The 17,567-nt window shown below is 60.6% G+C and carries 1 protein-coding gene (only partly in view); it reads right to left on the bottom strand.

The window, feature by feature from the left end; all coding sequences use genetic code 11:
- Window positions 1–17,567 carry the 3' portion of a non-ribosomal peptide synthase/polyketide synthase gene (locus ABRP31_RS19615; RefSeq protein ID WP_372489456.1) on the bottom strand. 181 nt of this gene lie beyond the right edge of the window, so only the last 17,567 of its 17,748 coding nucleotides appear in the window; the start codon falls outside the window, past its right edge — the gene reads right to left on this strand; it ends in the stop codon at window positions 1–3.

The raw sequence follows: 17,567 nt of genomic DNA on the forward strand, positions 1-17,567 counted from the left end.
TTAAATCTCCATCTGTGGCACCGATTCCAAGGTCGTCAGAAAGGTCTGGAGAAAATCCCCATGGCTCACGATCCCGTTATGGTCAGCAGCGACTGACGTGCTATGCCCCTTGTCGATCAATGTCTGCTCGAAAGCATCGCGCATTTGCATGTCAGTTCCCTGCGCCCACCAGCAGTGAACGGTGGCACTCACTGGCGGCAGAGCTTCTGCCTGCCCCGACAGCTCAGCCAGGTGCATGCCAACCAGGAAGGTTTGCGCCAAATCATCTGCATCGAACGCCGCATAAGCGCTGGCCGTGTCGCGGCTGGCACAATCGCCACGAGCTTGCTGAATGATCGCTGCCAACTGCTCCCGGTGCAGATCGGTCGGTAACGGCAAGACTTGCGCAGGTGCCTGACCCAGTACGGACGTCAGGAAGCCCGACCACTCGTGCTGCGAGTCAATCAAAGGCTCGCGTTCAGCACTCGGGATGAAGCTGTCGATCAAGCCCACAAAGTGTACCGCTTGCCCTTGACTTTCAAGCTCCTGAGCCACAAGCACTGCCAACGCCCCGCCCAATGACCAGCCGACCAGTTTGTAAGGACCGTGCGCCTGTTTCTGGCGAATGTACTGGGCGTAATCGATGGCCATGGACTGCAGCGAAGTGTCCTGCCAGTCGCGGTCGAGCAGCATGCGGCACTGCACGCCATACACTCGACACTTGCCATCAAGACGCCGGGCCAATGCGTCATAGTCGAACACCGTGCCGTAACCCGCATGAATACAGAACAACGCGGGAACACTTGCCGATGCAGCATTCAATAGCAGGACGGGGTCCAGCTCGGTTTGAGCCTGATACCCGGACAATTCGGCAATGGTCGGCCTGCTCATCATGTCACGCAATTTCAGCTCGAAATCCGGCAACTGCAATGCCCTGACTTTGCTTAACACTTTGAGCGTGCGCAGGGAGTCGCCCCCCAGTTCGAAGAAGTTGTCAGTCACACCGACCTGAGGCACTTCAAGTACTTGCTGCCAGACCTCGGCCAGATGTTTTTCCAGTGCATTACGCGGCGCCACGTATTGGCTGCCCTGTAACTCAGGCTCGGGGAGCGAGAGACGATCCACCTTGCCGTTAGGGTTCAGGGGCAGACGATCCAGCAACATCAGGTGAGCGGGCACCATGTAGTCCGGCAGACGCTCTTGCAAGCGGGCGCGTAGTTGTTCGGCCAGCCCGGCTTGCGACGGTGCAACTACATAACCGACCAATTGCTTGCCACCTGCAATGTCACGGGCGATGACCACTGCGTCGCGTACTGACGGCGCCTCACGCAGACAAGCTTCGACTTCACCGAGTTCGATCCTGAAGCCACGGATCTTCACCTGATTGTCCAGGCGCCCAAGATAATCAAACACGCCGTCAGCTCGCTGCCGCACCCGATCACCGGTGCGGTACAAGCGGCCTCCTGTATGGCTGAACGGGTCCGCCACAAAGCGCTCGGCGGTCAATCCAGGACGACGGTAGTAACCACGAGCAAGCTCATCGCCCCCAATGTACAACTCGCCAGCCACCCCCGCAGGAACACGATTGAGTTGCGCATCCAGCACGTACAACGAACGAGGCCCGACAGCTGTGCCGATCGGCGCGTAAGCCGCCTCGCAGCGAGCATCGACGCCAGCCTTCCAGAGCAGCGGCGTGACCACGGTTTCAGTGGGGCCGTAACCGTTGGTGATGTAGCGTGGTTTGAGCGCAGACTTGACCAGCTCAAAACTGGCATCCGCCACCGCATCCCCCCCGAAGCAATAGATACTGACCGGAGGTGGATTGCCGTGTGCCTGAGCATGTTCGGCCAGTTGCTGCAGATAGGCCGGCGGGAAACAGGCAATGGTGATCGCATGGCTGTGCAAGGCGTCATACGTCTGCTCAGGCGTCCACAGCGTGTTGTCCCGGACCACCAGACGACCTCCGCTGATCAACGTCGACAACCAGCGTTCCTGAGCACCGTCAAACGCGAAGGACATGAACAGCAACTCGCGGGTATCGGCATCCATTTCATAGCGTTCGGCAATCGCCTGACAATGCACACGCAATGGGCCACGCGCCACGGCAACACCCTTGGGTTTGCCGGTTGAGCCAGAGGTATAAATCAAGTACGCCAGTTCCTGCTCGCTGACGGCAGTCACCGGGTAATCAACCGGTAAACTGAGGCTGTCCAGCTCGTCCAGGTTCATCCGCGTGACAGTTGGCGGACACGGTAAACGGTTGCTCAATGCACTGTGGGTCAGCAAGACCTGCATACCTGAATCTTCGATGATCCATTCCAGACGATCTCGCGGGTAGTCGATGTCCATCGGCACGTAAGCAGCGCCGACTTTAAGGGCTGCATACAGCGCAATGATGGTCTGCACAGAACGCTCCAGACCGACTCCGATCACCGACTGTGGCCCCACACCTGACGCCGTCAAGGCGTGAGCGAGCTGGTTGACACGCAGCTCCAACTGCCCACGCGTCAGTGCTTCATCACCGCAGACAACGGCCACCGCTTGCGGGTCAATCTGCGCAAGATTGGCAATCAATGCAGGCAGCGAATCGCTGTCTGTCTGTTTCGAACCGACACCCTGCTGACTGATCAAGCCGTCTTCAGCGTCAACCATGCACAGACTGCCGAGGGTCGCTTGCGGTTGGTCCAGCAAGGCATTCAACAGGGTCTCGAAACAGGCCATGACCTGAGCCGCGCCTTCATCGGTGAAGCTGTTACGCAAGTACAGGAACTCGATTTGCAGGGTCTGCGCCAGCTCTACCGCCAGGTCCATGGCGTAGTTGGTCACATCGCGGGTGCTCAACTCGCCAAACTTCAGTTGATGGCTGTCGGTGTCGCGCAGCCGCTCATCCACCGGGAAGTTCTCGAACACGACAATGCTGTCGAACAACGGTCGACCGCCATGGCCCGACCAGCGCTGCACATCCGCCAGCGATGCATGCTCGTGGTCACGCACTTCGAGGTTGAATGCTTGAAGTTGCGCCAGCCATTGGTCCACACGCTGCTCTGGCTCAGGCGCCTGAACGATAGGCAAGGTGTTGATGAACAACCCGAGCATTTCATTGCAACCGCTCACCGCCGCCGGACGTCCGGCAACCGTCGCGCCAAAACACACCGATGCCTGGCCGGTAAAGCGCTGCAACAGCAACAGCCAGGCGCCCTGAACCAGCGTATTGGGTGTCACGCGCAGGGCCTGGGCCCGCTCGCGCAGCTGATCAGTCGCCGCTTTGTCCCAACGCAGATAGTGCGCAGCATGACCACTGAGTGAGGCGTCAGGCCGCGGATAGACCGAAGTCGCCAGTTGCGTCGGCCCTTCCAGCGCCTGAACATGAGCCTTCCAGAACGTTTCCAGCAACTGTTCAGGTTGAGCCTGCAGCCACGCGATGTAATCGCGATAGCGGCCGATACGCGGACCTGATTCATGCCCGGCATAACACTGGAAAACCTCACCCAGCAGACGCGAGCTGGACCAGCCATCCATCAGGATATGGTGGCTGGTCCAGATCAACTGGTGACGCTGCCCGGCCAGATGAACCAGTGTCAGCCGTATCAACGGCGCAGCGAGCAGATCAAAGCCCTGGTCACAGTCGTCGGCGGCCAGTGCCTGGAGATCCGACTCAAGGTGATTGTGTTCGCGCCAGTCCAGTTGCCGTACGTGCAACTGTGCGCTGCGGTACACCAGTTGTACCGGCTCTGCCAGATTGCTTGCAGCCCAGAACCCCGTGCGCAGGATTTCATGTCGCTCGATGACAGTGTTCCAAGCGGCAATAAAGCGCTGCGCGTCGAGACCATCAACGGCCACATTGACCTGGCTGATGTAGAACGCTTCACCCGGCATTTCTAGGGTGTGGAACAACATCCCGCTCTGCATCGGCGACAGTGGGTAGATATCCTCGACTGCCGCCAGCGGGACTGGCAACGAATCAAGCTGAGTCTGGGTCAGGCGTGTCAGCGGGAAATCGCTTGGCGTAAATGCCTGAAGCGGACGTTCGACACAGTGCTCGACCACCTCGCGCAGCTCCACGCAGAACTCGTCAGCCAGGCGCTGAATCAACCCGGTGTCGAACATCTGCTCGCTGAAGGTCCAGCCCAGTTCAAGGGTGTCGTTGTAAACCTGCCCGTTGATAGTCAGCCAGTTATCCAGCGGTGCCGATTCATCGCGCTCAATCCCTTTGTTTTCCGAGACTGGCCTGAACAGGCTGTCACTCTCGTCAAAGCTGCCATCGAACTGACCGAGGTAGTTGAAGGTGATCCGGGGCGTCGCCAGGCCTTGCAACGCCTTGCGGGTCTGCTGATCACCCAAGTAACGCAACACGCCCAGCCCAAGCCCGCGCTGAGGCACCGCGCGCAGCTGTTCCTTGATGCCCTTGATGGACGCCGGCAGCTCCGCATGCGCAGTCAGCTTTACGGCAAACAGACTGGTGAACCAGCCCACGGTGCGGGTCAGGTCGATGTCCTCAAACAGGTCCTCACGGCCATGCCCTTCCAGCTGGATCAACACATCTGCACGTCCGGTCCAACGCGCTATCACCCGAGCCAGCGCCGTCAGCAGCAGATCATTGACCTGAGTCCGATAGGCGGCCGGAGCCTGCTGCAAAAGATGGCGGGTCGTCACTTGATCGAGACGGCAATGCACGGTGGCAGCATGACGAACCTGCTGCGCGTCTTCACGCCGCACATCCGGGAGATCAGCCGGAACACCCTGCAACTGCGTTTGCCAATAGCTGACCTGTTGCTGCATCGCGTCCGTCAACGCATGTTCCTGCAGGCGCTCGGCCCAGCGTTTGAGGCTGCTGGTACGCGTCGACAATTGCACCGGCGCGTTCTCGCGAGCGACGTTGTAAAGTCGTTGCAGGTCTTCAAATAGAATCCGCCAGGACACGCCATCTACTACCAGGTGATGAATCACCAGCAGCAAGCGCTGTTCTCCTCCCGGCAGATCAGCCAGTACCGCACGCAACAGCGGGCCGTTTTGCAAATCAAGGCTGCGTTGGGCTTTTTCGAAGAGGGGCTGCAACTGCGCAGGATCACTCACCTGCGCTGTCCACAACATCTCAGTGGACGGGCCTTCAAGCACGGCGCCAAAGGTGCCCGTGACAGTTCCAGTGGACGGCGCAAACACCAGGCGTAAAGCGTCGTGATGGTTGACCAACGCGACCAGAGCCGTCGCCAGTAGATCGGCATCCAGCGCCAGACGCGGCGCCAGCAGCACGGACTGGTTCCAGTGCTGACTGGCCGGGATATCCTGCTCGAAGAACCATTGCTGGATCGGCACCAACGGCATGTCACCCGCTGCCGGGCCCTGATCGATGGTCAGCGTGTCATCACCCAGCCGGGCCGTTTGAGCCAGAGCCTGGACGGTCTGACATTCGAACAGGTCTTTGGGCGTAAAACGAATACCCTCCTGCCGCGCCCGGCTCACCAACTGAATCGAGACAATCGAATCGCCGCCCAGCTCGAAGAAATTGTCGGTCAGCCCTACACGCTCCAGACGCAACACGTCTTGCCAGATCGTCACCAGACGCTGTTCCAGCTCGGTACGCGGCGCGACATAATTTTGCTGAGCAAGACTGGCGTCAGGTGCCGGCAGGGCCTTGCGATCCAGCTTGCCATTGACGGTCAGCGGCATGCGTTCCATGAACAGCAAGTGCGCGGGCACCATGTAATCCGGCAGCGTTTCCTTGAGCTCCTCCTTGATCCGCTCTCTCAGCGCGGCCTGCCCGGCAGCATCAAATGCCTGCGGCACGATCCACGCCACCAGTTGCTGACCGCTCAAGCCGTCGATGGCCAGCACCACCGCTTCGCGAACCGCTGCGCAATCACGCAACCGCGCTTCGATTTCACCCAGCTCGATACGGAAGCCGCGAATCTTCACTTGATGGTCGATCCGCCCGATGTACTCGATGGAGCCATCGACGCAGTAACGCGCAAGATCGCCGGTGCGATACAGACGCCCGCCCTGCTCATCGAACGGGTTCGGCACAAAGCGTGTCGCGGTCAAGCCCGCACGGTTCAGGTAACCACGGGCCAGACCCGCCTGCCCGACATACAGCTCGCCCACACAACCTCGCGGCACCGGTTTGAGATCAGCGTCCAGCAAGTACCAGGACAAGTCTGGAATCGGCGCGCCAATCGGGCTGGCCGCTTCGGCTTGCAGGTCCGCCAGACCGACCGGACGATAAGTCACATGAACCGTAGTTTCGGTAATGCCGTACATGTTGATCAGTTGCGGAGCCTGATCGCCGAAACGCTCGAACCATGGACGCAGGCTGCCGACATCCAGCGCTTCGCCGCCGAACACCACATAACGCAGCGCCGTGTTGGCATCAGACGCCACGGCGACCTGCATCAATTGCTTGAACGCCGATGGCGTCTGGTTCAACACCGTCACGCCTTCGCGGCACAGCAGCGCGTGGAAATCCTCCGGCGAGCGGCTGGTTTCATGGGGCACGATCAGCAGGCGGCCGCCATGCAGCAACGCACCAAAAATCTCCCAGACCGAGAAGTCGAACGCGTAGGAATGAAACAGGCTCCACACATCGTTTTCATCGAAACCAAACCACTGCTCAGTCGCGCTGAACAACCGCACGACATTGCTGTGCGGCAACAGCGCGCCTTTCGGCTGCCCTGTTGAACCCGAGGTGTAGATCACGTAAGCGAGGTTTTCAGGACTCACCGACACACGCGGGTCATGGCTCGGTTGTGCAGACAGGTCCGCGTCCAGCAGCAAGGTTCTTACCGCTGTCGGAATCGGCAACCGGTCACGCAGATTGCTATGAGTCAACAACAGCGACAGGCCGCTGTCTTCGATCATGTAGGTCAGACGGTCCTGCGGATAATCCGGGTCCAGCGGCACGTAAGCACCGCCTGCCTTGAGGATCGCCAGCAAGCCGACAATCATCTCCAGCCCACGCTGCACGGCAATGCCGACGCGAACGTCCGGGCCGACGCCCGCTGCGATCAGCGCGTGAGCGAGACGGTTGGCCTGGCTGTCCAGCGCTTGATAACTGAGATTCTGATCCTCGAATGACACGGCCACTGCCTGAGGCGTACGCGCTGCTTGCGCAGCAATCAATTGATGCAGGCACTGCTCGACCGGGAACGCCTGAGTTGCCGGGTTCCACTGGGCAAGGTGCGCTTCGATCTGAGCGTCGTCTTGCAACGCCAGATCGCTCAAGCGCTGACCCGCGTGACTGCCGGCCATTTGCATCAACAAGTGCTGAAGCTGACCAGCAATCTGCTGCACTGTGTGCGCCGGGAAGTTCGCCTGCCGGTAGTTGAAGTGCAGCGACAAGGCTTCGCCCAGACCGACGATCAATGTCAGTGGATAGTGGGTCTGCTCGTGATTGTCGACCTTGCCGAAGGTGAGTTCCTGCGGTGCTTCCTGCTGCAAGGCTTCCGACACCGGGTAGTTTTCGAACACCAGAATGCTGTCGAACAAGGCATCGCTGCCCTGCCCCGACCAGCGCTGAATATCGGCCAGCGGCGTGTGCTCATGCTCACGCAATGCCAGGTTGTCGGCCTGAACCGTTTGCAGCCAGTCGCTCAACGCCTGTTCCGGCTGCGGCGTGGCAATGACTGGCAAGGTGTTGATGAACAGACCGATCTGCTGCTCGACACCTTTAAGCCCGGCCGGACGTCCGGAAACCGTCGCGCCAAACGCCACGGCTGGCTGCCCGGTGTAGCGCTGCAACAGCAGCAGCCACGCTGATTGCACTACGGTGTTGAGCGTCACTTTTTGCTGACGGGCAAAATCGCCCAACAGTCTGGTTTGTTCGGCACTGAACACTTCGAAGTGATCACCATGCGCTTCAATACCCGCTTGCGCAGGCAAGTCCAGAGCACGGGTCAGCCAGGTCGGTTCGTCCAGCACACTGAGTCGATCCAGCCAGAACGCTTCGCTCAGCGCGGCATCCTGCGCCTGCAACCAGGCGATGTAATCGCGATAGCCGCCCATGTGTTGCGCTTGATATTCACCGGCATAACGTTGCAGCACCTCACCGAGCAACTGCGAGTTGCTCCAGCCATCCATCAGGATGTGATGGTTGGTGTAGATCAGGTGATAACGCTGTTCGTCGACGCGCACCGCCACCAGACGCAGCAACGGCGCGCTGCTCAAATCAAAACCACGGCTGAGTTCGGCGTCAGCCAGTTTTTCCAGTTCGTGGGCAAGGTCGGTTGTGTGGCGCAGGTCAACGACCGTAAACGGCAGCACCACATCCTTGAACACCACTTGCAACGGCCGCTCCAGACCGCCCTGCCAGAAGAACCCGCTGCGCAGGATCCCATGCTGATTCACGGCCGCTTGCCAGGCCTGCCGGAAGCGCTCCGGATCAAGGCCCTCTACGTCCAGACGCATCTGGTTGGTGTAATCGCCCCCCATCTGCTCTTCATACAGGGTGTGGAAGAGCATGCCTTGCTGCATAGGCGCCAGCGGATAGACATCTTCTACTTGAGCCACTTCGAGGGGCAGCGCATCCAGTTGTTTCTGGCTGATACGGGCCAGCGGGAAGTCAGACGGAGTCAGCCCGCTGTGCTGCGGATCGCTGCAATGCTCGATGACGCGGGTCAACTCGGCGATGTACTCATTCGCCAACGCCTGCAGGGTGTGCTCGGCGAACATTTCGGCACTGAAGGTCCAGGCGAGGCTCAACTCGCCAGCAAATACCTGACTGTTAATGCTCAGCCAGTTATTCAACGGTGCGTCCGCGCTCTGCTCGACCCCACTGCTTTCTTTGGCCGGGACGAACAGCGCGTCAGCATCATCGAAGCTGCCGTCGAACTGGCCAAGGTAGTTGAAGGTGATGCGAGGTGTCGGCAGCTCACTCAATTTGTTGCGGGTCGGCTCATCGCCCAGATAGCGCAACACGCCAAAGCCAATGCCCTTGTCCGGGATGGCCCGCAGTTGCTCCTTGATGTGTTTGATCGACGGCTCCAGCTCGGCCTGAGCCGTCAGACGCACAGGGAACAGGCTGGTGAACCAGCCCAGCGTGCGACTCAGGTCAGCGTCTTCCAGCACCGCCTCGCGACCGTGACCTTCCAGTTGCACCAGCACGTCATCGCGTCCGGTCCAGTTCGCGAGTACGCGGGCCAGCGCGGTCAGCAGAAGATCGTTGACCTGGGTGCGATAGGCCGCTGGAGCCTGTTGCAGCAATTGCCGGGTCAGGTCGGCGGACAGCTTGGCGCCGACCGTTTTGCTGTCGCTGGCGCGCGGGCTGGCAGCACTGTTCAGGCACGGCAGATCCGTCGATGCTCCCGACAGCAACGTTTGCCAGAACGCCAGTTGCGACGACAAACCGCCGTCGCGAGCCAGGGTTTGCAAACCTTGCGCCCAGTGTTTGAAGGCGGTGGTTTTGCTCGGCAATTGCACAGTCTTGCCCGACTCGATCTGCCGGTAAGCGCTTTGCAGGTCCTCGAACAAAATCCGCCATGAAACGCCGTCCACTACCAGGTGATGGATGGCCAGCAACAGACGCTGTTCGCCGTCGGGCAACTCAGCCAGCAGCACCCGCAGCAATGGACCGTTCTGCAGATCCAGACTGCGTTGCGCCTTGTTCAGCAGCGACTCGAGTTGTGTGGCATCACTGACAGTTTCACACCACAGCGGCGACTGCGCCGGGGCTGCATCGAAGCGGCCCAGATTGAAGGGCTGGGCAAAGGTCAGACGCAAGGCATCGTGATGATTGATCAACGCTTGCACGGCCACGCTCAACACTTGAGCGTCCATGCGCTGACGCGGGGCCAGCAGCACCGACTGGTTCCAGTGATGCCGCTCGGGAATGTCCTGCTCGAAGAACCATTGCTGGATCGGCAACAACGGCATTTCACCGCTCACCGGGCCTTGATCGATGGTTAGCGCACCATCGCCCAGTTGCGCCACTTGAGCCAACGCGCGCACCGTCTGGCGCTCAAACAGGTCTTTAGGCGTAAAGCGAATACCTGCCAGACGCGCACGGCTGACCACCTGAATCGAGATGATCGAATCGCCGCCCAGTTCGAAGAAGTTGTCGGTGACACCCACCTGATCCAGCTTGAGCACGTCCTGCCAGACCGCAGCGATCTGCTGTTCAAGGCTGCTTTGCGGCGCCACGTAGTCGAGTTGCGCCAGACCGGTATCCGGCGCAGGCAGTGCTTTGTGGTCCAGCTTGCCGTTGGCAGTCAGCGGCATGCGTTCAAGGAACAGGAACTGCACCGGCACCATGTAATCCGGCAAATTGTCACGCAACAGCGTCTTGATGACGTCGCGCAGGCCAGCCTGTGTCAGCGCATCAGCGCTGTACTGCTGCGGCACCACGTAGGCCACCAGTTGCGCACCGCTGGCCGCTTCGTGAACCCGCACCAGACCTTCGCGAACCACTTCCAGCTCATTGAGGCGCGCATCAATCTCGCCCAACTCGATGCGGAAGCCGCGAATCTTCACTTGATGGTCGATACGCCCGATGTACTCGATGGAGCCATCGACGCAGTAGCGCGCCAGGTCGCCGGTGCGATACAAACGCCCGCCCTGCTCGTCGAACGGGCTCGGCACAAAGCGCGTCGCGGTCAGGCCAGCGCGGTTCAGATAACCCCGGGCCAGGCCCGCCTGACCGACATACAACTCACCGACGCAACCACGCGGCACCGGGTTCAGATCAGCGTCCAGCAAGTACCAGGACAAGTCAGGGATAGGGGCGCCAATCGGGCTGGCCGCGCCGGCTTGCAGGTCCGCCAGACTGACCGGACGCCAGGTCACGTGCACGGTGGTTTCAGTGATGCCGTACATGTTGATCAGTTGCGGGGCCTGATCACCGAAACGCTCGAACCATGGGCGCAGGCTACTGACATCCAGCGCTTCGCCACCGAACACCACATAACGCAGCGAAGGTGTCGCGTCAGACTCGACAGCCACTTGCATCAGTTGCTTGAAAGCCGATGGCGTCTGGTTCAACACCGTCACGCCTTCGCGGCACAGCAAGGTGTGGAAATCTTCCGGCGAGCGGCTGGTTTCATGGGGCACGATCAGCAGGCGGCCGCCATGTAGCAGCGCACCGAAAATCTCCCACACCGAAAAGTCGAACGCGTAGGAGTGGAACAGGCTCCACACATCGCGCTCATCGAAATCGAACCACTGCTGAGTGGCGCTGAACAAGCGCACCACGTTGCTGTGCGGCAACAATGCGCCCTTGGGCTGGCCTGTGGAACCGGAGGTGTAGATCACGTAGGCGAGGTTATCCGGCCCGACGCTGGTTACCGGGTTATCCGCGCTGAAGCTGCTGAGATTCGCGCCCAGCAGCAGGGTTTCGACCTCGTTGAGGTCCGGCAACTGATCGACCACATGTGGCTGAGCCAGTAGCAAACGCAGGCCGCTGTCCTGAATCATGTACGCCAGACGATCCTGCGGATAAACCGGGTCGAGCGGAACATAAGCACCGCCCGCCTTGAGAATCGCCAACAGCCCGACCAGCATTTCCACGGACCGCTCAGCCGCCAGCCCCACCAGCACATCGGGGCCAACGCCTTGCTCGATCAAACGATGCGCCAGCCGGTTGGCGCGCTGATTGAGCTCGCCGTAGCTGACGTGCTCATTGCCAAAACTCAATGCCACGGCATCGGGTGCGCGCTGGACCTGGGCTTCGATCAGCTTGTGCAGAGGATGCTCGACAGCAAAACTCTGCGGCTGCGGGTTCCAGGCCTGTACGGCCTGTTGCTGCTCTAATGGGCTGCCACCTTGCAGGCTACCCAATAGCGTTTCGCCAACCGCCACCGACAACTGCTGCAACACGCGAGCGAAATGCGCGCTGACCTGCTCGATGGCCTCAGCGTCCAGATGCTCGCGCTGATAATGGAAATGCACCGACAGCGATTCCCCCAGGCTGACCGCCAGGGTCAGAGGATAGTTACCCTGCTCGCGGCTGCGCACTTCACCGAAGCGCAGCCCTTGGGGCGCGCCCTGTTGCAGCGCTTCGGACACCGGGTAGTTTTCAAACACCAGCAAGTTATCGAACAGCGCTTCACCGCCCTGTCCTGCCCAGCGTTGAATGTCCGCCAGCGGCGTATGTTCGTGCTCTCGCAATGCGAGATTGCGCGATTGCAGGTCGACCAGCCAGGCGCCCAACGCCTGTTCCGGTGTAGCCGAAACAATCACCGGCAGCGTGTTGATGAACAGACCGATCTGCTGTTCGATGCCGGCAATCTCTGCCGGACGCCCCGCCACCGTGGCACCGAACGCCAGGGTGCGTTGCCCGGTAAAGCGTTGAAGCGTCAGCAACCACGCGGCTTGCACCAGCGTGTTCAGGGTGACTTTGCTCTGCCGCGCAGCATCGCCCAGTGCACGGGTTTGCGCAGCGTCGAGACGCAGGTAGTAGTCGGCGAAGCCGCTGCTTGTCACGGCCGATTGCAGCGCCTCGGCCAACAGAGTCGGCGCCGCGAGATCGGCGGTTTGTGCCGCCCAGAACGCCTGATCCGCCGCCACATCCTGACGTTGCAACCAGCCGATGTAATCACGATAACGACCGGTGTGTGCTGGTGCTGGCTGACCGGCGTACTGCTGTAAAACTTCACCGATCAACTGCGAACTGCTCCAGCCATCCATCAGGATGTGGTGGCTGGTGTAGATCAGGTGATGACGCTGCTCGGCAGTGCGCACGAGCGTCAGGCGCAGCAACGGTGCCTTGCCCAGATCAAACCCGGCCATGCGATCACTCTCGGCCAGCGCCAGCAATGCCTGCTCCGGCGCGACGCGCTCACGCCAGTCGAGGACCTGAAACGGCAACTCGACGCGTTTGAATACGACCTGTAGCGGCTGCTCCAGCGTGCCTTGCCACAGGAACGCGCTGCGCAGAATGTCATGCCGTTCAACGACGGTTTGCCACGCTTTACGGAAGCGCTCGGGATCAAGGTTCTCGACGTCCACACACATCTGGTTGACGTACGCGCCCCGCTGCGTTTGCTCGTAAAGGCTGTGAAACAGCATGCCTTGCTGCATCGGTGCCAGTGGATACAGGTCCTGAACGTCAGCGGCCAGCAGCGGCAAGGCGTCCAGTTGTGCCTGATTGATAGTGGCCAGCGGGAAGTCAGACGGTGTGAAGCCACCGGCCTGGGCGTCCAGGCAATGAGCGATCAACGCCTGCAGTTCATCGCCCAATTGGTCAGCCAGGTGCTGCACGGTGGCTTCATCGAACATTTCCCGACTGAAGGTCCAGCCCAGTTTCAGTTCGCCGCAGAATACCTGGCCATTGATGCTCAGCCAGTTACCCAGCGGCGCATCCGCGCTTTGCTCGGCACCAGCAGTTTCCTTGGCCGGGACCAGCAATGCCTGCTCATCGTCGAAACTGGCGTCGAACTGACCAAGGTAGTTGAAGGTGATCCGCGGCGTCGGCAATGCAGCCATGGCGGCCTGGGTCGCGCCGTCGCCCAGATAACGCAGCGCGCCGAAGCCCAGACCTTTGTTGGGGATTGATCGCAACTGCTCCTTGATGTGTTTGATGGCTGCGCCGGTTGCGCCATGAGCCTTGAGGCTGACCGAATAAAGGCTGGTAAACCAGCCCACGGTGCGGGTCAGATCGATATGTTCAAACAGCTCTTCGCGACCGTGGCCTTCCAGTTGCACCAGTACATCGTCGCGGCCACTCCAGCGTGCAATCACACGGGCCAGGGCGGTCAACAGCAAGTCGTTGACCTGAGTGCGATACGCCGTTGGCGCCTGTTGCAACAACTGTCGCGTAGCGTTGGCATCCAGCCGTGTATGAACGGTCTGCGCCAGGCGGTTATGCAAGGCGCCGTTGGGGCGTTCGCAAGGAATGTCGCCGTTGATGCCGGACAGCCGTTGTTGCCAGCCTGCCAGTTCTGCAGCCAGCTCATCGCCTTGGGTCCAGCGCTGCAACTGCTCGCCCCACGCCTTGCACGACGAGGTTTTCGCAGGCAAATCCAATGGCTTTTCGGCCAGCAATAGTTGATAAGCCCGTTGCAGATCGTCGAACAGAATCCGCCACGACACGCCGTCCACCACCAGGTGATGGACCACCAGTAATAGACGCTGGCTGCCATCCGGCAGGTCCGCCAGCACTGCCCTCAACAACGGACCGTTTTGCAGATTGAGGCTGCGCTGGGCTTCTTCGAACAACGGTTCAAGTTCGAAGGCACCGTTCAGAGTGACCTGCCACAGCAGACTCAACGCGGCATCAGCATCGCCAGTCAACGGTTCGGCAAATACCGCCCGGCCTTGCCCGGCCTCCGGGAATACCAGACGCAGCGCGTCGTGATGATTGACCATTGCCAGTAACGCGGCACGCAACACCCGCGCATTCAAGGGCTGACGTGGCTCCAGTACCACCGACTGGTTCCAGTGCTGACGCTCGGGGATCGGTTGAGTAAAGAACCATTGCTGAATTGGCAGCAACGGCGTTTCGCCGATCACAGGACCTTGATCAATCTGCTGCGTCGGCGCACCACGCCGGGCCACAGTGGCCAGCGCCTGAACGGTCTGGTGCAGAAACAAGTCTTTCGGGGTAAAAGCGATATCGGCCAGGCGCGCACGGCTGACCACTTGAATCGAGATGATCGAGTCGCCGCCCAACTCGAAGAAGTTATCGGTGACACCGACTTGTTCAAGCTTGAGTACGTCTTGCCAGATCGCCGCGATATCACTTTCCAGCGTGTTGCGCGGGGCGACGTAATGCTGCTGCAAGAGGCTGGTGTCCGGCAGAGGCAAGGCCTTGCGATCCAGCTTGCCATTGGGTGTCAGGGGCATGCGCTCAAGGAACAACACATGCGCGGGCACCATGTAGTCAGGCAGCTCGGCCTTGAGTTGCGCTTTGAGACTTTCACGCAGATCGAGCTGCACTTGAGGATCGCTCAGAACATCCAGCGCATCAGGCACGATGTAGCCGACCAGTTGCTGCCCGCTCAGCCCTTGCTGCGCGACAGCCACCGCATCGCGGACGCCATCCAGCGCCAGCAGACGGGCTTCGACTTCGCCCAGCTCGATACGGAAACCACGAATCTTTACCTGACGGTCAAGGCGACCCAGGTAATCGAACGTGCCGTCAGCACGCTGGCTGACCAAATCGCCGGTGCGGTACAGGCGCCCGCCTTTGGCGCTGAACGGATCCGCGACAAAACGCTCGGCGGTCATGCCCGGACGGTTCAGGTAACCGCGAGCCAGACCCAACCCGCCCAGGTACAACTCACCAGCGACACCCAGCGGCAACAGGTTCAAATCAGCGTCCAGCACATAAGCGCTGCGCTCGCCGATGCGGCTGCCAATCGGGGCATAAGCAGCACCGCAATGATCGTCCGCACCCGCCTTCCAGATCAGCGGCGTGACCACGGTTTCAGTCGGGCCATAACCGTTGATGATGTACTGCGGCTTGAGCGCGCGCTTGGCCAGCTCGAAACTGGCCTGCGGCACTGCATCGCCACCAAAGCAATAAATCCGCACCGGCGGCGGGTTGCCGTGTCGCTCGGCATGTTCAGCCAGTTGTTGCAGGTACACCGGCGGGAACGCCACCACGGTCACGCCATGCTCATGCATGGCCTGATACGTTTGCTCCGGCGTCCACAGCTCTGCATCACGGATCAACAGACGACCGCCATGGGTCAACGCAGTCAGCCAGCGCTCGTGGGCACCGTCGAAGGCAAACGACATGAAATGCAGTTCGCAATCGTCAGGCGTCATCTCGTAACGCTCGCCGATGGCCCGGCAATGCATCGCCATCGGACCGTGAGCAACTGCAACACCTTTGGGCTGGCCGGTCGAGCCGGAGGTGTAAATCACGTAAGCCAGATGATCGGGCAGCAGCGCCACAGACGGATCGGTATAGGGCTGCGCACGGGCGTCTAGTTGATTGACTTCCAGCACCGGCAGATCATCAGGAATCGGCAAACGCTGACGCAACACCGAATCACTCAACAGCAACGCCATGCGGCTGTCGCGCATCAGATACGCCAGACGTTCCTGCGGGTATTCAGGGTCCAGCGGGGCATAAGCGCCACCGGCCTTGAGCACAGCCAACAGCGCCACGACAATCTCCAGACCGCGCTCCAGCGCAATACCGACGATCACGTCAGGGCCGACACCGTCCGCGATCAGTCGATGCGCGAGGCGATTGGCCTGTTGGTTGAGTTCGGCAAAGCTCAACGTCTGCTTGCCGAAAATCAGCGCGGTGGCGTCCGGCGTTTGCTGAGCCAACTGCTCGATGCGCTGATGCACCAGCAGCCCGGCGACATGCTTGTCGTTGAGGCCGTTGCGCTCCAGCAGCAGATGATCCAGTTCACGCTGGCCGAGCATCGGCAGCGCGCCAATGTGCTGCTGCGGATCGGCGACGATGCCGTGCAGCAGGTTCAGCCAATGCTCACTCATGCGCTGCACGGTCGTGGCGTCGAACAGGTCGGTGGCGTAAGTCAGCGAGGCCCATAGGCCCTCGGCGCTTTCCACCGTGTCCAGTGTCAGGTCGAACGAAGCGTTGTGGCTGTCCCACACCAGACCTTCGATGCTCAGGCCGGGCAATCGCGTCGCACGCTGACCGCGGCCATGCTGGTCATCGCTCTGGTGGTTGTACATCACCTGAAACAGCGGGCTGTGGCTAAGGCTGCGTTCTGGATGCAGTGCTTCGACCAATTGTTCGAAAGGCAAATCCTGATGCGCCTGCGCGCCCAATGCAGTCTGTTTGACCTGTTGCAGCAGTTCGCTGAAACGCTGGGTAGCATCGAGTTCCGCACGCAGCACCTGAGTGTTGACGAAGAAGCCGATCAAGCCGTTGGTTTCAACCCGGTTACGGTTAGCGGTAGGCACACCGACGCGGATGTCACGCTGCCCGCTGTGGCGATGCAGCAGGACCTGAAACGAGGCCAGCAACAGCATGAAAGGCGTGACGCCTTGCGCGTGGGCAAGGGCCTTGAGCTGACGACTCAGTTCAGCGTCCAGCGGCAGGTCCAGTCGCGCGCCACGATGACTTTGCACCGCCGGACGCGGACGATCAGTGGGCAGTTCCAGCACCGGTTGATCGTTACCCAGTTGCCCGGTCCAGTACGCCAGTTGCTGAGCCTTGCCGCCCGCCTCCATCCAGTGCCGCTGCCAGATCGCATAGTCGGCGTACTGAATCGGCAGCGCGGGCAGTTCAACCGGTTGCTGCTGGCTGAAACCCACGTAAAGTTGCACCAGCTCATCGACCATGACCTGCATGGACCAACCATCGGAGACGATGTGATGCTGGACCATCACCAGCACATGGTCATCGGCAGCCAATTGCAACAGCGTGACGCGCAGCAAAGGCCCCTCGGCCAGATCAAAGGTCAGCCGTGTTTGTGCTTCAACGAATGCCTGGATCAGCGCGTCACGCTCGTGCGCGACATGGCCTGGCAACGTTTCCCGTGCCAGCGTTAGCCGACCTTGGGCGTGGATGACCTGATGCGGCCGTTCGCCATCGAGGGCAAAGGTCGTGCGCAAGGTGTCGTGGCGTGCAACCAGCGCGTTGAAGGCCTGCTCAAGCGCGTCGATGTCCAGCTCGCCCTGCAAACGCAACGCCGTCGGCATGTGGTACGCGCTGCTGTCCGGCTCCAGTTGCCAGAGGA

It is taken from the genome of Pseudomonas caspiana, from assembly GCF_040224095.2.
Classification (GTDB): domain Bacteria; phylum Pseudomonadota; class Gammaproteobacteria; order Pseudomonadales; family Pseudomonadaceae; genus Aquipseudomonas; species Aquipseudomonas caspiana.